This is a genomic window from Photorhabdus machadonis, from assembly GCF_052657765.1.
Window position 1 is genome coordinate 2,502,510 of the sequence record NZ_CP199761.1, and the last position, 17,083, is coordinate 2,519,592.

The following is a 17,083-nucleotide window of genomic DNA, read 5'->3' on the forward strand; positions in this document are numbered from 1 at the left end:
ATTACCACTGGTAGCTCACCAATAGTTTGGCATTGCGACCATCCTGCGGTGTTCCCTGTGGTGAGTAGTATTCTTTATCAAAGGCATTGCCTAAAACTGCGGTAGTGGTCACACCTTTTAACATCCCTTCGCCTTGATAGCTGACATAGAAGTCATTAATGCCATAGCCTGCCTGTTGTTTGGGGGCATTACCTCTGTCATCTTTACCTTTGAAATCAGTATGATTGGTGAATTGGCCTACCCAACCCACAGAAAAACCGGTCTGCGCAATAGGGATATCCAGTATGCTGGTGATAGTGTCTGGGCTAAGGTTATTAAGGGAATAACCGCTTTTTTCATCTTTGCCTTCAGTGCGGTTGTAAGCCAGATCCCAGGAAAACAGATTAGATTCATAGTTCATAGAAACATCCCAACCCCAGATCTTGGCTCTGGAGACATTAGCGGATGTTGTATTTTTGTATAATGTACGGCCATATTTCTGATAAGGGTTAATGACATCTGACTTAATATAGTCTTTGGCTTGGGTATCAAAATAGCTGGCTTTGAATTTTAGTTCATCATTGTCTGCTAGCAGGTTATCGAAACGTAATCCAAAACCAGATTCCCATGTTTCGTTGCTTTCTGGACGGAGATTTGGATTAGGAATCCAGAAATTCCCAGGATAATGCATAGAATCGTTATACATTTCACCCATTGTCGGCGCACGGAAAGCCTGAGAATAAGAGGTAAACAGCATTGACCAGTCAGTTGGTGTGATGCTGATAGCCCCTTTGGAAGACCATTTATCAGCGCTGACATCCTTATATTTGGAATTTGTCCCTTTATAGTTGTCATAACGAGTACCGGCGATAATGGATACTGGTAGGTCGCGCAGGGTTATTTCATCCTGTATCCAACCGGAAGAAAAGCGGATATTGGCATCAGGGAAGCTATCTGTATTACCTCCTGGGGTTTGTTTTTGTTGGTAGGTTTCACCACCGTAGGTAAACTGGTGCGCCAGTGGGCTGTTTGTCCACAGACGGGAGCGGTTTTCCAGTTTTACGCCATAGGTTTTCTGCTTGCGGCCTTCGAAGCCACTTTTTTTAGTGCGGGCATCAATAGTAACATTCGAATAATAAAGGTCAGCCTTGGCATTTAACCAATCATATTCTGTCGGATTTAATTGGTAGCTGAGTTGGGCATCACGCTGAGTTGTTGTCCGATCAGTCCACGAGTCAGATTTTTCATTTTTCCCGATGAGCGTTTGTGGATTTTTAGGTTGGTTAGCTTCATTACGGTAATAACGTAATTGACTGCTTAGAGATTGATTCTCATCTATTTTCCAACTGCCTTTCGCTATCAGATTGCTGATAAATTCATCATTATCAGCCGTCAAACCACCGCCATGGCGGATATTACCTGCATCACGAGTACTGAAAGCAAACAAACCATCCAGAGAATCTGTTTTCCCGAAAGTGGTGCCACCAAAACCCATACTATGGTCGGCGGTTGCACTGCGGGCGAAAACGCGAAATCCGTGATCTTGACCCGCTTGCAGAAGGTCTGTGGCATCGACAGTTTGATAAGCGATAACACCGCCTAAGGCACCACTGCCGTAGAGCAGGGCAGAGGGACCTCGTACAACTTCGACGTGCTTAATTAATGCCGGATCCAAGAATGTACCATTAATATGGCCGGTATCGGTGCCTTGACGGATACCGTCAATCAATGTCAAAACACCTTGTGGACCATAACCACGCAGACTGACATCTTGTCCATTAGCACGGTTTGTACCGGTTATATTAATGCCGGGTATTTTTTTGATGAGATCGCCGGCATTATTTGCTGTTTGACTTTGTGGTGATTTGTTATTTATCACCGTCACCATCATGGGTGCTTCGAAACTCTCCCTTTCATTACCTGTTGCATAAACAGTTATCACATCGCGAGATGATTTATCACTATCAGAATTGGACGATTTTGTTGCTGCATATGCGGTTGAAAAGCTACTGATAATCGCCAGGCTTAATACTGATAGATTGAGTGTTGATCTTGCTGTTTGAGACATCAGACGAATCTCCATAAGAATATTTTATGATTTATGGATATAGCTGGCTGCCCCGATACACGATCTGGGTGGCTGGCTGAGTTATTTTTTTATTTAGTCAGTATCAGCTTACCGGCTTTAGTTTGACGCAATTGGTAGAATTCCCCTTGGTGACGAATTCGGGTAATACCTAACTTACCTAACAGCTGTTTACTGTCAATGTAACCAATTTGCACGATTTCAGCAGGGTGAGTGTTGCACCGTTCTTCAAGTGCAATGCAGGAATGTTGGTGGCATACTTTAATCATAAATCCACTTAGCGAATACAAACTATTATTATAGTGAGAATCATTATCGTTATATGAAGAGGTGACTTCAAGTAATATTTTTGATGCTCAGATTCAACATATTAACGTGACTTATTCATATTCTGTGAGTTAGCCTTTTGTGAATAAAAGGCTAACTCAGAAGAGGGTTCAGAAGCGGTAATTGACGGCTTCAGCAAGAATTTCAAGAAGTCGTTCTGTATCTTGCCAGCTCAGGCAAGGATCTGTAATAGATTGACCGTAATTCAGTGGCTGCCCTTGAATAATTGTCTGGGCACCTTCAACCAGAAAACTTTCAGCCATCACACCAACAATCGCCGCAGAGCCATCTTTAATCTGTTGGCCTACCTCTTTCGCGATGTCCAACTGGCGTTTGTGTATTTTCTGACAATTAGCGTGACTGAAATCGATAACTAAGTGTTCTGGTAAATCAAATTCACGTAGTTGATCACAAGCTGCGGCAATATCTCTGGCACTGTAATTAGGTTGTTTGCCACCACGCATAATAATGTGGCCGCATGGGTTGCCTTCGGTTTGATAGATGGTCATTTGACCATGCTTATCCGGTGATAGAAACGTGTGACAGACACTGGATGCGCGGATAGCGTCTATAGCGATACGGATATTGCCATCGGTGCCGTTTTTAAAGCCAATCGGGCAGGAGAGGGCTGATGCCATTTCCCGGTGAATCTGGCTTTCTGTTGTTCTGGCTCCTATAGCTCCCCAACTAATTAGATCGGCAATATATTGGCCGGTCACCATATCCAAAAATTCAGTTGCTGTGGGTAAACCCAATTCATTGACATCAACCAGTAATTTCCGCGCCAAAGTAATACCACGATTAACCTGGCAGGAACCGTCAAGATCCGGATCTGAAATTAAACCTTTCCATCCCACGACTGTGCGCGGTTTTTCAAAGTAGGTACGCATAATAATTTCCAGTCTGTGCTGGTATTTTTCACGTAATGTGTTCAGTCGTTGAGCGTAATCTAAAGCAGCATCAATATCATGAATAGAGCAAGGACCGACGATAACGATAAGTCGTGGGTCATTCCCCGATAGAATATCTGCAATACGCTTTCGTGACGTTGTCACATTGTTGGCGACTTTTTCGGATACAGGAAATTGAATTGCAAGAGCCTGAGGTGTTACCAAACTATCGACGCGGTGAGTCCTTAAACCATCTGTTTTGTACATATATTTTCTCAAAGTTCGTTTTGCACTAGCGGGTATACCTGTGGGTAATTGAAATTACAATAAACGAAAATGACTAAATTAAACAAACAATATAGTTATCTACATCATAAATTTTTTTCAATTATTCATATTGATATATTTCTAAAACATACGGCGGTTCAGCTTCATCGTATCGATTATTTTGGTTGAGATTTCTTCAACAGAATAATTGGTGGTATTAAGATAATTAATCTTATTCTTACGGAATAAAGCTTCAACTTCAGAAATTTCTATTCTGCATTGCCTCAATGATGCATATCGGCTATTTTCTCGGCGTTCTTCCCTAATAGCCGCCAGCCGGTCAGGGCTTATAGTTAAACCGAATAACTTATGCTGAAATTGTTTTAATGTTGCAGGTAATTGTAAATTATCCATATCATCCGCAGTGAAAGGATAATTTGCAGCCTGAATACCAAACTGCATGGCTAAATAGAGACTGGTAGGCGTCTTTCCGCAGCGGGATACGCCCAGTAGAACAACCTGCGCTTGGTCAAGGTTGCGTAAGGAGATACCATCATCGTGTGCCAAGGCATAATCAATCGCTGCTATGCGCGCATCATACTGACTGAGATTCTTTTCAGTCAGACCGTGAGTCCGGTTAAGTTCAGGTTTGGGTTCCAGTCCGGTTTCTTTCTGTAATGGGGCTACCAGTGTTTGGACAATGTCCTGACAGAAACCTTCACTGCTGGTGATAATATTTTTCACTCCAGAAGAGATAATGGAATAGAAAACTAAAGGTCTTATACTCGAATCCTGATATATTTGGTTTATTTGTTGCTTTATTTCTTTTGCACGGGTTTCATTGGCGACAAAAGGGAGGGTATATGAGGTTACTTTGATAGGAAATTGTGATAATACAGCATGGCCCAATACTTCTGCGGTAATTGCTGTTCCATCAGAAATAAAGAAAACGGTGCGCTCAACACTATTATTTTCTGCTGATATGTCTAATTTAGATTTTTTCATGATATTTATAGCCGCCTTCTATCTTTCCAGTTGTTTAGTTAAATGAGACCGGGCATCAATTTTCTGCAAAGTATACCTGAGAAAAAAATAATGTGTTGGGTTGATCGATTCACCTTTCTATGTGTGCCAAAACATTGTGTTAGTCTATTTATGACTGCTAAAAATGCAGTGCCAATTTTCCGACTTGTACCTCACGAATGTTAAAAGGATTGTTTTAATGCCCAACAATAACCTCACCCCGTGTAATGTGCTTTGGTATAACCAATTAGGTATGCATGATGTTGACCGGGTTGGTGGTAAAAACGCCTCCCTGGGAGAAATGATCACTAACCTGTCAGAATTGGGGGTTTCTGTCCCGAATGGTTTCGCGACCACTGCACAGGCATTTAATGATTTCCTGGAGCAAAGTGGTGTCAATCAGCGTATTTATAGCTTGCTGGATGAAACTGATGTTGATGATGTGAATCAACTGGCTAAAGCGGGTGCACAAATTCGCCAATGGGTGATGGGTACACCATTGACGCCGCAATTGGAAAAAGATATTCAGGCTGCTTATCAACAGTTGTCTGAAGGGCAGCCAGAAGCTTCTTTTGCCGTACGTTCTTCAGCAACGGCTGAAGATATGCCGGATGCTTCTTTTGCCGGGCAGCAGGAAACTTTTCTGAATGTACAAGGTATTGATGCTGTGATGATTGCCATCAAGCATGTGTTTGCTTCACTGTTTAATGACCGGGCTATTTCCTATCGTGTCCATCAGGGATATGACCATCGGGGGGTTGCGTTGTCAGCCGGTGTACAGCGTATGGTGCGTTCTGATCTCGCCTCTTCCGGTGTGATGTTCACTATTGATACTGAATCAGGATTTGATCAGGTTGTATTTATTACCTCTGCTTACGGCTTGGGTGAGATGGTTGTTCAGGGGGCAGTGAATCCGGACGAATTCTATGTTCATAAGCCAACGCTGAATAAGGGTAAACCCGCTATTGTTCGCCGCAATCTGGGCTCTAAAAAACTGCATATGATCTACGCTGATAATAAAGAGCATGGTAAGCAGGTATGTATCGAAGATGTGCCGGGAGCACAACGCAATCGTTTCTCTTTAGTTGATGAAGAAGTTGAAGAGTTAGCTCGTCAGGCGTTGTTGATTGAAACACATTATGGTCGGCCAATGGATATTGAATGGGCCAAAGATGGTCATAATGGCAAGTTATATATTGTTCAGGCGCGTCCTGAAACTGTCCGCTCAAACCAACAGGTTATGGAACGCTACCAACTGAATGAACAGGGTCAGGTATTGGTGGAAGGGCGCGCCATAGGCCATCGTATTGGTGCAGGGACAGTAAAAGTTATTCATAATTTAAATGAAATGGATCGTATCCAGCCGGGTGATGTTTTGGTCACTGATATGACCGACCCTGATTGGGAGCCGATTATGAAAAAGGCGGCTGCGATCGTGACTAATCGTGGTGGACGGACTTGTCATGCAGCGATTATTGCCCGTGAATTGGGTATTCCTGCGGTTGTTGGATGCGGTGATGCGACGGAACGCCTGAAAGAAAATCAACAAGTGACGGTTTCTTGTGCGGAAGGCGACACGGGTTTTGTTTATCAAAATCAACTGGATTTCGTTGTACAAAGTTCTCAGGTCGATCAATTACCAGATCTTGATGTAAAAATTATGCTGAATGTAGGTAATCCTGACCGCGCATTTGATTTTGCCTGCTTGCCAAACGAAGGTGTTGGTCTTGCCCGTTTGGAATTTATTATTAACCGAATGATTGGTGTACATCCTCGCGCATTACTGGAGTTTGATCAGCAAACGCCGGAATTGCAGCAAGAGATAAAATCTCTGATGGCGGGTTATGACAATCCGGTTGAATTCTATGTTGGACGCCTGACTGAAGGGATCGCAACGCTGGCGGCTGCATTCTGGCCGAAGCGGGTTATTGTTCGTCTGTCTGACTTTAAATCCAACGAATATGCCAACCTGGTCGGTGGTGACATTTACGAACCTGATGAAGAGAACCCGATGTTGGGTTTCCGTGGTGCGGGGCGTTATGTCTCTGACAGTTTCCGCGGTTGTTTTGCATTGGAATGTGAAGCGGTTAAGCGTGTACGTAATGATATGGGGCTGACCAACGTCGAAATTATGATCCCATTCGTGCGTACTGTTGCTCAGGCTGAAGCGGTTATTGCTGAACTGATGTCACAAGGGCTGAAGCGTGGTGAGAACGGATTGAAAGTCATTATGATGTGCGAGATCCCGTCCAATGCAATTCTGGCGGAACAGTTCCTTGAACACTTTGATGGTTTTTCTATTGGTTCTAATGATATGACTCAACTTATTCTTGGTTTGGACCGGGATTCCGGTGTGGTGTCTGAGTTATTTGATGAACGCAATGATGCGGTTAAAGCTATGCTCTCATTAGCTATTCAGGCGGCCAAGCGTCAAAACAAATATGTGGGAATTTGTGGACAGGGGCCTTCAGATCATCAAGATTTTGCTCATTGGTTGATGGAAGAGGGAATTGATAGCCTGTCATTAAATCCAGATACCGTGGTAAAAACTTGGCTAGGATTAGCGAAAGAAAGTTAATTGAGAATAATACGCAATTGAAATTCAACACCCGTCAGAATAAATGGCGGGTTTTTTTAATGAATAAAGCGGCTGATTACAGCGCCATAGAAAAGTATAAAAACAGTGAAAAAAAAAGCCTACCATGGGCGTGATAGGCAAGGACTACACACAGCAATATACGCGTTTCTATAAATAGAACTATCAAAAGGAGAAATAAACGTCTCGTTCACAGCCCGCTTATATTAATTTAGTTAAATAGTTTATTCATTAAGAATTGTCCTAATTTCTGAATTATTTATGGTTATAAAAAACCAAATTTAACTAATTTTTAACATAATTTTCACAATAATTAAATCTAGCAAATAAAAGTCAATGAGTATTTCAGATGAATGATTAGCTTTTAAGGCTATGCTTTAGCGAAAGAGTTAATCCTCTTTCGCTATGTGTGGCAGGATTAATTATCATACAAATTATTCTGAAAATTTTTTTCCCAGATATTTTTCAGTTTCTGCTAAATCATTTTCAGGTTCTGGGACTTCGTTCATCCAGGCAATTAATAAACGATAAGCAACGGCTAACACAACTGGCCCGATAAATAAGCCAATCATGCCAAATGAGAGTATTCCGCCAATAACGCCAGTTAATATCAGAGCCATCGGTAAATCTGCGCCTAAACGGATTAAAAATGGACGAAGAAATCCATCCATTGTTGTCACTATGCAGCTCCAGACCAATAACACGGTGCCCCAGGTTGTATCACCTGTCCAGTAAAGCCAGGCGACAGCCGGCACTAAAATCAACAATGGACCAAGTTGGGCAACGCAACAAACAAACATAAGTACTGTCAGCAACGTAGCATAAGGGATCCCTGAAACAGCCAGGCCAAGACCACCGATAATGGCTTGAACCAGCGCAGTAACGACGACGCCGAGCGCGACAGCGCGGATGGATTGTGCTGCCAGCAGGATGGCTGCATCTCCGCGTTTATCTGCCAGGCGAACGGCAAAATGGCGAATACTCATCGTCACTTGTTCGCCTTTCAGATATAGGAGTACGCTGAATAGCACCATCAAGCCAAGATGGAAAACGAAGCGTCCGGCATTGGCCGCCTGAGTAAAGAACCAGGTTGCCGCCTCTCCGACATAGGGCTGGACTTTAGCAATCAACACATTTCCACCATCCGTGATCAGTGAGTTCCAGCCGCTGTAAAGTTTATCGCCAACCAGCGGAATGCTGTCCAGCCAGGTCATTGCCGGCATTTGAAAATTAGCCGGGGATTTAGCCCACTCGATTAATGGCCCGCTGTTTTCCAATAAGCTACTGACCAGTAATGCGATGGGGATCACAAACAACAGAATTAATAATAACGTCATGATGGAAACTGCAATCCAACGTTTACCCCATAAACTGTTTTGTATTTTTTCCAGTAAAGGCCAGGTGGCGATAACCACCATTCCTGCCCAGACAAAACCGAGAATAAATGGTTTCATCACCCAGAAACTGGTAACAATTAAGAGCGAAAGAAAAATTAAAGTAAACAATAGCTTTGGTAGGTCATAATATGGTTGAGATTTGTCCATAAGTTGATTTCTCTAAGGAATTTAGTGGCGCTAAAGATAATGAATAAATAGGATGTTATCTATAGGTTACTCAAAATAGGTGAATATTATGATAAAGTAACCGTTTGCCTTCTCAGATAAGTTAGTTAACGGTGGTTAAGGGTTACGGCTGACTAAGGCATTGATTTAAAGATAGTATAAATAAAGCAATGTGGACACTCATTTTAAAAGGGTCAAAACGATAATGATCCCACGCATATCACAAGCACCTCACGTTAGTGAGGTGGCACAGGAATTTTTGGATACACTCAAGGAACAAGGATTTACCGGTGATACCGCCAGCAGCTATGCAGATCGCCTGACGATGGCGACAGATAATAGTATTTATCAACTTTTACCACAGGCTGTCGTTTTCCCGCGATCTGGCGCAGATGTGGTTTTACTGGCCCGTGTTGCAGGTGAAAAAAAATATCAGAATTTGACATTTACCCCGCGCGGAGGCGGTACAGGCACAAACGGTCAGGCTCTTAATAAAGGTATCGTGGTGGACATGTCCCGTTATATGAATCGTATCCTCGAGATTAACCCGGCGCAGGGATGGGTCAGAGTTGAAGCGGGCGTCATTAAAGACCAACTGAACCAATATTTGCGTCCATATGGTTATTTCTTTTCACCTGAGCTTTCAACCAGTAACCGGGCAACATTGGGTGGAATGATTAATACTGATGCTTCCGGTCAAGGTTCACTGGTATATGGTAAAACATCCGATCATGTTCTTGGCTTACGGGCTGTTTTATTGGGTGGCGAATTACTTGATACCCGCTCAATGGATATCGCACAGGTGGAATCCATTGCACAGGAAGATTCTGTTACTGGCCGTATCTATAACACAGTGCTTAACTGTTGCCGTGAACGACGTGAACTTATCATTGAAAAGTTCCCCAAACTCAATCGCTTTCTGACAGGTTATGATTTGCGTCATGTTTTCAGTGACGATATGCAGAAGTTTGACTTGGGGCGTATATTGACCGGTTCAGAAGGAACGCTGGCTTTTATTACCGAAGCGGTTCTGGATATTACACCGTTGCCGAAAGTCAGGCGGTTGGTGAACGTGAAATATGATTCATTTGATTCAGCACTGCGTAATGCGCCTTTTATGGTGAATGCAAAGGCTTTATCTGTTGAAACCGTGGATTCAAAAGTTCTGAATTTAGCGCGTGAGGATATTGTCTGGCATTCAGTGAAAGAATTGATTACTGATATTCCCGGCAAGGATATGCAGGGGTTGAATATTGTTGAATTCAGTGGTGATGATCAACAATTGATAGACCAGCAGGTAGATATGCTTTGTCAGCGCCTTGACGAACTAATTGAAGGTCGTCAGGGCGTTATTGGCTACCAGATTTGCCGGGAGCTGGCTGATATTGAGCGTATTTATGCAATGCGCAAGAAATCGGTTGGATTACTGGGTAACAGTAAAGGGGCGGCGAAACCGATCCCATTTGTAGAAGATACGTGTGTGCCCCCACAGCATCTTGCTGATTATATTACGGAATTCCGGCAGCTACTGGATAGCCATCAGTTGAGTTATGGTATGTTTGGTCATGTAGATGCTGGTGTGTTGCACGTTCGGCCAGCACTGGATATGTGCGATCCGCAGCAAGAGGTACTGATGAAACAAATTTCTGACGAAATTGTCAGTCTCACCGCCCGTTATGGTGGTTTATTGTGGGGAGAACATGGTAAAGGTTTTCGTGCTGAATATAGCCCGGAATTTTTTGGTAGCGTGTTGTATGAGGAATTGCGCCGGATTAAGTCGGCCTTTGACCCAGATAACCGCTTGAATCCGGGTAAAATTTGTCCGCCGATTGGTGTTGATGCGCCAATGATGAAAGTTAATACCGTCAAGCGGGGGACTTATGACCGGACAATTCCGGTCAATATAAGAAATACATTCCGTGGTGCGATGGAATGTAATGGTAATGGGCTGTGTTTTAATTTCGATGTGAAAAGCCCGATGTGCCCGTCAATGAAAATTAGCCGGCAGCGTATCCATTCACCGAAAGGGCGGGCAACATTAGTGCGTGAATGGCTTCGGCTTTTAACCGAACAGGGTATGGATCCGAAACTGTTGAAGCAGGGATTGGAACAAAAACGGCCAAGCTTGCGTGGTCTGATTGAAAAGACGTGTAATAGTTGGCAGGCATGGCGTGGAGAGTATGACTTTTCTCATGAAGTAAAAGAGGCAATGTCTGGTTGTCTGGCATGTAAAGCCTGCTCAACACAGTGTCCGATCAAAATTGATGTGCCGTCATTCCGTGCCCGTTTTCTTGCGTTATATCACGGCCGTTATCTCCGTCCTGTGCGTGATTATATTGTGGCAGGTGCGGAAAGTAGTACGCCATTAATGGCTAAGGCACCGCAGGTATTTAATTTCTTCCTGAAACAGCCTTGGGTGCAGAAATTGAGCCGCCGGACTATTGGGATGGTGGATCTCCCCTTGTTATCCAGTCCGACACTGCACCAACAGCTTGCTGGTCATTACGCGCTTTCGACTACATTGGAACAGCTTGAAAAAATGGATCAGGTTCATCGTAACGGACATGTGTTGATTGTTCAGGATCCGTTCACCAGTTATTACGATGCGAAAGTGGTGGCTGATTTTGCCTGTCTGGTGGAAAAATTGGGATATAAGCCGGTATTGCTGCCATTTTCCCCTAACGGTAAGGCCCAACATATCAAAGGATTCTTATCTCGCTTTGCTAAAACGGCTCAAAAAACGTCAGATTTTCTCAGCCGGGTATTTGAGCTGGGCATTCCTATGGTCGGTGTCGATCCTGCATTGGTACTGTGCTATCGAGATGAATATAAAGAAATTCTCGGTGAGCAGCGCGGTAAGTTTGAGGTTCAGCTTGTTCACGAATGGCTGATCAACACCTTGCCGGAGAAAAAGGATAATCAGGTAGTATCCGAAGATAAATGGTATCTATTCGGACATTGTACGGAAGTGACTATGCTACCAGGCAGTAGTCAACAGTGGGAAAAAATTTTCCGGCGGTTGGGTAGTAAGCTAGATAATATCAGTGTAGGCTGCTGTGGAATGGCTGGAACATATGGTCATGAAAACAAAAACATAAAACACTCTATTGGTATCTATCAATTATCCTGGCAACCTGCCTTGCAGAAATTACCTCTGGAGCGTTGCCTGAGTTCCGGTTATTCCTGCCGCAGTCAGGTTAAGCGGGTAGAAGGGCAAGTACTTAAGCATCCGTTGCAAGCTTTATTGGAGATAATCCCATGATTTGGAAACGTGATATTGGACTGGATAGCCTGAATCAAGTAAATAGCCAATGTATGATGGGCCATCTGGGCATAAAAATCACGCATATCGGTGACGATTTTATTGAAGGCACAATGCCAGTTGACCATCGTACCCGTCAGCCATTTGGTTTATTACATGGCGGGGCATCTGTTGTATTGGCAGAATCACTCGGTTCTTTGGCTGGGTATCTCTGTTCCGAAGGTGAGAAAAAAGTTGTTGGGTTGGAAATCAATGCCAATCATATTCGGTCTGTTCGCAGTGGTGAAGTTAAAGGAGTGTGTAAGCCCCTACATATTGGCCGCAATCACCAGGTATGGCGAATCGATATTTTTGATGAACGTCAACACCTGTGTTGTACTTCCCGGTTAACGACTTCAGTGTTGCCTGGATAAAATAAAAGTAGGTTATTTTTCTCTGGATTAATAACCTACTCATTAAGTGAAAAAGTTATTTTTCTATGTATTAAATTTAGTTGTGAGAATCTCCCTGATTATAGATTTTATTTATATTTTTATAATATCATTGCTTATGTAATTTACTGATATATATGATGAATTTAAATGTCGAGTGGAATGGACATGGTGAATTATATTAAAAGGATTAATATCGAAATAGATAAAAATTTCCTTTTATTCAAATCTATAAACGTTGGGATATATTAATTAGCGCTAAAATTTCAGCGGTTTTAATTTTTGTCATTTCCTATAGATATAGGCATTTTGCTTTGGTATATTCTGGGCGGGCGCTTGAGACTATCTGTCTCTGGCGTGCTGGAGTGGATAGAAGAAAGCCCCGAGTGATCTTTCAATCAACCCGAGGCCTATCCTTATGCTCAACAACATAAGATTAGCCTCTTACACACCGAAAGGCAAGGAGACGCTAATCATGAAACAGCAAAAAGCGATATTTATCGCCATCGTTATTTGTATTGCCGCTTTGGCGGCTGGGCTGGTCACGAGGAAGGACCTCTGTGAGGTTCGCATCCGAAGCGGCCAAACGGAGGTTGCTGTTTTCATGGATTACGAAACCAGGTAAGAGCAACGGCGGGGAGCAATCCCCGCTATCTCTTGTCGTTGAACATGGCTCTCAAGCGCCCGATGACCAACTCTTAATTGCTATCCCGTCATTTTATTTATATTTTTATAATATCATTGCTTATTTGAGCTGCTTATAAATAACTTTCCAAAATAGTGCTCCACTCCGTACAACGCTTTGTGTAGCAAGGGCTGTGCGCTATGCATAGCAGAGCGATAAGTTAATGCTGCCTATCAAGCATCAGACTTGCACTACTCGGACATTAATCAAATAGACCAACTGTATCGGTATTATGAAAAGCTATTTATATCTGATGAATTTAAATGTCGAGTGGAATGGATATGGTGAATTATATTAAAAGGATTAATATCGAAATAGATAAATATTCCCTTTTATTCAAATCTATAAAATCTGGGATATATTAATTAGTGCTAAAATTTCAGTGGGTTTAATTTGTGTCATTTCCTATAGATATAGGTATTTAACTTTGGTATATTCTGGGCGGGCGCTTGAGACTATCTGTCTCTGGCGTGCTGGAGCAGATAGAAGAAAGCCCCGAGTGATCTTTCAATCAACCCGAGGCCTATCCTTATGCTTAGCAACATAAGATTAGCCTCTTACGCGCCGAAAGGCAAGGAGACGCTAACCATGAAACAGCAAAAAGTGGTACTTATCGCTATTATCGTTATCTGTGTTGCCGCTTTAGCGGCTGTGCTGGTCATGAGGAAGGACCTCTGTGAGGTTCGTATCCGAAGCGGCCAAACGGAGGTTGCTGTTTTCATGGATTACGAGACCAGGTAAGAGCAACGGCGGGGAGCAATCCCCGCTATCTCTTGTTGTTGAACATGGCTCTCAAGCGCCCGATCACCAACTCTTAATTGCTATCCCGTCATTTTATTTATATTTAGCCGCTTAATTGCGTTTTTTTGCATTTAACCAACCTGCTTTGATAGATTTTATATATGGTAGATTCACATAATAAGTGCAACATCGTTAATCTGGAAGTAAACATGTTCGTATTCCTTTAAATAATTCATTCGGTGTTTTCCCACCCCGTGTTTTTCGAGGGCGATTATTTAATCGGTTTACCACAAAATTTATTTCCTGATCAGAGATTTCATTAAAATTGGTTCCCTTTGGAAAGTATTGTCTGATTAATCCATTGATATTCTCATTGATCCCTCTTTCCCAAGGCGAATAAGGGTGAGCAAAGTAAATTTGGGTTTCTAATTCTTCACCGATGATTTCATGATCTGCGAACTCCAAACCGTTATCGAACGTGATGGTCTTAACCTTTTGTTTTAACGGGTATAATACTTTCACTGCCGCTTTCGCGACTTCTGATGCCTGCTTGCTATCAAGTTTAACGATAATTGTATACAGCGTCTTGCGGTCAACCCATGTTAATAAGACACTTTTTTTATCTTTCCCTATTATCGTATCTCCTTCCCAGTCCCCAATACGTTCTTTTTTATCAACAAGTTCCGGGCGTTCATCAATACTGACCCGATTTTTAATTTTACCTCTTCTTTCATAGCGACCATAGCGTTTGCGATAGGGTTTTCTGGCTATTCGCAGATGTTGCCATAAATCACCCCCCTCTCTTTTATCTTGATAAATCAGTCTATAAATCGTCTCATGATGCAAAGATATCCCTTTATGTTGCTTCAAATAATCAGCCACCTGTTCAGGGCAGTATGTCTGGACTTCTTGATTTCTCTTCAATTCTCTGCTGATGGTCGATGGGCTTCGCTTAAGTGACTCCGCAATAAAAAGCTGTGAAAAACCCGCTTCTCTTAAACTGGAAATCGGGTATCTTTCTGTTTCGGTCAGTTGTGTATAGGCCATAGTGCATTTTCCTTTGGCGAGAAAGATGCCTACTATAGCAACTGACCGCCCTTCTGAAAAATTGCACTTATTAGTCGAACCCTTCATAATATTCATATAAAACAAAGAATTAAAAATATATTTTCATATGTGATGAACATAACTCGTTGTATTAGGGTGAAATTTAACCTATTTAAGGTATATCCTCTTAAAACAAATGGTTGAAGTGATAGGGGTTATCATTACCATTATGCGGTAAGGAGAATACTCCGATAACAGCGGCAAAAAATTGCTAAAGAAAAATATGAGGTCAACTATGACAAATAGTGTTGAAACCTTCTCTCTGAATGAAATTGCATGGCAAGGAATCACCATCACAGAGAGAGCCGCAGCACAGATCCTAAAATTGATGCAGCAGAACCCACAAAGTAAAGGGTTATATCTGGGAGTTAAGCAGTCAGGATGTGCCGGTTTTGGCTATGTGTTTGAGATGGTCAACGATCCGGCATCTGATGATTTACTGTATGAAAATGGAGGGGCATGTCTGTATGTTCCCCTGAAAGCTATGCCGTTTATCGATGGAACTGAAGTTGATTTTGTTCGTGAAGGTTTAAATCAGATATTTAAATTCAATAATCCAAAAGCTCAACATGCCTGTGGGTGTGGTGAAAGCTTTGGTATATAAGTGTACCAATATATGTCTCAGAGCAATGTAGAAATCAGCGATGATGTGCAGACCTGGCTCAGCGATCATCGTTATAAAGAGGGTTTTTTCACTCAGGTAGCGACTGATGAGTTGGCTAAGGGGTTGAGTGAGGATGTTGTGCGGGCAATTTCCGCGAAACGCAATGAGCCTGAATGGATGCTGGAATTTCGGCTGGAGGCTTATCACCATTGGCTGGGAATGGAAGAGCCGCACTGGTTGAAGGCGAATTACCCTAACCTTGATTACCAGGACTATAGCTATTATTCAGCACCTTCATGCGGTGCCTGTGATGATAGTTGCAGTTCGCAATCCGGTGCTATGCAGGCAACGGGTGCAGAGCAAACAAATAATTATTTGACGGCAGAGATTGAAGAGGCATTTGAGCAGCTGGGTGTTCCTGTGCGGGAAGGTGAAGCTGTCGCAGTAGATGCTATTTTTGATTCAGTTTCTGTCTCAACAACCTATCGGGATAAGTTAGCGAAAGAAGGCATTATTTTCTGTTCATTCAGCGAGGCAATACAGGAATACCCTGAATTAATCCGTCAATATCTCGGCAGTGTGGTTGCAAGTCACGATAACTTCTTTGCTGCGTTGAATGCCGCAGTCGCTTCTGATGGTACTTTTGTTTATGTGCCAAAAGGGGTTCGGTGCCCGATGGAACTGTCCACCTATTTTCGTATCAACGCGGCGAAAACCGGTCAATTTGAGCGCACTATTCTGATTGCTGATGAGGGCAGTTATGTCAGCTACATAGAGGGATGCTCTGCACCTGTACGTGACAGCTATCAACTGCATGCCGCTGTTGTGGAAGTGATTATCCATAAAGATGCTGAAGTAAAATACTCCACAGTACAGAACTGGTTTTCAGGCGGTGACAGTGAGGGAGGGATCCTTAATTTTGTGACTAAAAGAGCATTGTGTGAAGGCGAAAATGCCAAAATGTCCTGGACTCAATCAGAAACGGGCTCAGCAATTACTTGGAAATATCCGAGTGTGATCCTGAAAGGAGATAACTCGATTGGTGAATTCTTCTCTGTTGCCTTGACTAATGGCACTCAACAGGCAGATACCGGCACTAAGATGATCCATATTGGCCGTAACACCAAATCGACCATTATTTCCAAGGGTATTTCTGCTGGCCGTAGTCAGAACAGTTATCGTGGGTTGGTAAAAATATTGCCGGGAGCGGAAAACGCCCGTAATTATACCCAATGTGACTCCATGCTGATTGGTACTGAATGTGGTGCGCATACATTTCCCTATGTAGAAATACAGAATAACACGGCGCAACTGGAGCATGAGGCGACAACTTCCCGCATTGGTGAGGATCAATTGTTTTATTGTCTGCAACGCGGCATTAGTGAGGATGATGCGATTTCAATGATCGTTAATGGCTTTTGTAAGGATGTGTTCTCTGAACTTCCCCTTGAGTTTGCCGTTGAAGCGCAGAAATTACTGGCAATTAGCCTTGAACATAGCGTCGGGTGAGTTATCCCTGTTTC

The 17,083-nt window shown here is 42.9% G+C and carries 13 protein-coding genes; 7 read left to right on the forward strand and 6 right to left on the reverse strand.

Features of this window, described 5'->3' with window-relative positions:
* Nucleotide 1: 1 nt before the first annotated feature.
* The 4 genes from ACUN2T_RS11940 to ppsR all read right to left on the reverse strand — a co-directional run bounded on the left by ACUN2T_RS11940 (nt 2) and on the right by ppsR (nt 4,554).
* Entirely contained in the window at nt 2–2,047 is a 2,046-nt protein-coding gene (locus tag ACUN2T_RS11940; protein ID WP_445497643.1) for a TonB-dependent hemoglobin/transferrin/lactoferrin family receptor, read from the reverse strand.
* A gap of 89 nt (nt 2,048–2,136) precedes the next feature.
* Nucleotides 2,137–2,334 (reverse strand): hemin uptake protein HemP, encoded by a 198-nt coding sequence (hemP, locus tag ACUN2T_RS11945; protein ID WP_445497644.1) that lies wholly within the window; start codon nt 2,332–2,334, stop codon nt 2,137–2,139.
* Nucleotides 2,335–2,502: 168 nt separating this feature from the next.
* Nucleotides 2,503–3,549: a 3-deoxy-7-phosphoheptulonate synthase gene (locus tag ACUN2T_RS11950; RefSeq protein ID WP_445497645.1), complete on the reverse strand. Its 1,047-nt coding sequence runs from the start codon at nt 3,547–3,549 to the stop codon at nt 2,503–2,505.
* Nucleotides 3,550–3,690: 141 nt separating this feature from the next.
* A complete protein-coding gene (ppsR, locus tag ACUN2T_RS11955; RefSeq protein ID WP_445497646.1) occupies nt 3,691–4,554 on the reverse strand; it encodes a posphoenolpyruvate synthetase regulatory kinase/phosphorylase PpsR in 864 nt (287 codons plus the stop codon).
* 217 nt (nt 4,555–4,771) lie between these two features.
* Between ppsR and ppsA the strand changes: the two genes are divergently transcribed.
* Nucleotides 4,772–7,150: a phosphoenolpyruvate synthase gene (ppsA, locus tag ACUN2T_RS11960; RefSeq protein WP_445497647.1), complete on the forward strand. Its 2,379-nt coding sequence runs from the start codon at nt 4,772–4,774 to the stop codon at nt 7,148–7,150.
* Nucleotides 7,151–7,602: 452 nt separating this feature from the next.
* Here ppsA and ydiK read toward each other — a convergent pair whose 3' ends face one another.
* The gene (gene ydiK, locus ACUN2T_RS11965) at nt 7,603–8,712 is read right to left on the reverse strand and encodes an AI-2E family transporter YdiK (RefSeq protein WP_445497648.1); all 1,110 of its coding nucleotides are present in this window, start codon (nt 8,710–8,712) and stop codon (nt 7,603–7,605) included.
* Between the two features lie 223 nt (nt 8,713–8,935).
* On the opposite strand from ydiK, the gene ydiJ reads away from it, so the two are divergent.
* The 4 genes from ydiJ (at nt 8,936) to ACUN2T_RS11985 (ending at nt 13,849) form a co-directional block, all read left to right on the forward strand.
* Nucleotides 8,936–11,992: a D-2-hydroxyglutarate dehydrogenase YdiJ gene (gene ydiJ, locus ACUN2T_RS11970; RefSeq protein WP_445497649.1), complete on the forward strand. Its 3,057-nt coding sequence runs from the start codon at nt 8,936–8,938 to the stop codon at nt 11,990–11,992.
* Complete coding sequence (gene menI, locus ACUN2T_RS11975; protein ID WP_350306866.1) at nt 11,989–12,405, forward strand: 1,4-dihydroxy-2-naphthoyl-CoA hydrolase; 417 nt, start codon at nt 11,989–11,991, stop codon at nt 12,403–12,405. Before ydiJ ends, menI begins: the two co-directional genes overlap by 4 nt.
* Before the next feature lie 493 nt (nt 12,406–12,898).
* A complete protein-coding gene (locus tag ACUN2T_RS11980) occupies nt 12,899–13,048 on the forward strand; it encodes a type I toxin-antitoxin system Hok family toxin (protein ID WP_445497650.1) in 150 nt (49 codons plus the stop codon).
* A 648-nt stretch (nt 13,049–13,696) separates the two neighbouring features.
* Entirely contained in the window at nt 13,697–13,849 is a 153-nt protein-coding gene (locus ACUN2T_RS11985; RefSeq protein ID WP_445497866.1) for a Hok/Gef family protein, read from the forward strand.
* 192 nt (nt 13,850–14,041) lie between these two features.
* Here ACUN2T_RS11985 and ACUN2T_RS11990 read toward each other — a convergent pair whose 3' ends face one another.
* Nucleotides 14,042–14,896: an IS30 family transposase gene (locus ACUN2T_RS11990; protein ID WP_445497867.1), complete on the reverse strand. Its 855-nt coding sequence runs from the start codon at nt 14,894–14,896 to the stop codon at nt 14,042–14,044.
* Nucleotides 14,897–15,191: 295 nt separating this feature from the next.
* Here ACUN2T_RS11990 and sufA point away from each other — a divergent pair, with 295 nt between their 5' ends.
* Nucleotides 15,192–15,560 carry a Fe-S cluster assembly scaffold SufA gene (gene sufA, locus ACUN2T_RS11995; RefSeq protein WP_445497651.1) on the forward strand — a complete coding sequence of 123 codons (369 nt, stop codon included), beginning with the start codon at nt 15,192–15,194 and terminating at the stop codon, nt 15,558–15,560.
* 12 nt (nt 15,561–15,572) lie between these two features.
* Nucleotides 15,573–17,069 (forward strand): Fe-S cluster assembly protein SufB, encoded by a 1,497-nt coding sequence (gene sufB, locus ACUN2T_RS12000; RefSeq protein ID WP_445497652.1) that lies wholly within the window; start codon nt 15,573–15,575, stop codon nt 17,067–17,069.
* Nucleotides 17,070–17,083: the final 14 nt, after the last annotated feature.

Coding starts and splice junctions, on each gene's coding strand:
- ACUN2T_RS11950 (WP_445497645.1), bottom strand. CDS start 3,549: ATGTACAAAACAGATGGTTTAAGGACTCACCGCGTCGATAGTTTGGTA.
- ACUN2T_RS11940 (WP_445497643.1), bottom strand. CDS start 2,047: ATGTCTCAAACAGCAAGATCAACACTCAATCTATCAGTATTAAGCCTG.
- ydiJ (WP_445497649.1), top strand. CDS start 8,936: ATGATCCCACGCATATCACAAGCACCTCACGTTAGTGAGGTGGCACAG.
- ppsR (WP_445497646.1), bottom strand. CDS start 4,554: ATGAAAAAATCTAAATTAGACATATCAGCAGAAAATAATAGTGTTGAG.
- ydiK (WP_445497648.1), bottom strand. CDS start 8,712: ATGGACAAATCTCAACCATATTATGACCTACCAAAGCTATTGTTTACT.
- ACUN2T_RS11980 (WP_445497650.1), top strand. CDS start 12,899: ATGAAACAGCAAAAAGCGATATTTATCGCCATCGTTATTTGTATTGCC.
- sufA (WP_445497651.1), top strand. CDS start 15,192: ATGACAAATAGTGTTGAAACCTTCTCTCTGAATGAAATTGCATGGCAA.
- ACUN2T_RS11990 (WP_445497867.1), bottom strand. CDS start 14,896: ATGGCCTATACACAACTGACCGAAACAGAAAGATACCCGATTTCCAGT.
- ACUN2T_RS11985 (WP_445497866.1), top strand. CDS start 13,697: ATGAAACAGCAAAAAGTGGTACTTATCGCTATTATCGTTATCTGTGTT.
- hemP (WP_445497644.1), bottom strand. CDS start 2,334: ATGATTAAAGTATGCCACCAACATTCCTGCATTGCACTTGAAGAACGG.
- menI (WP_350306866.1), top strand. CDS start 11,989: ATGATTTGGAAACGTGATATTGGACTGGATAGCCTGAATCAAGTAAAT.
- sufB (WP_445497652.1), top strand. CDS start 15,573: ATGTCTCAGAGCAATGTAGAAATCAGCGATGATGTGCAGACCTGGCTC.
- ppsA (WP_445497647.1), top strand. CDS start 4,772: ATGCCCAACAATAACCTCACCCCGTGTAATGTGCTTTGGTATAACCAA.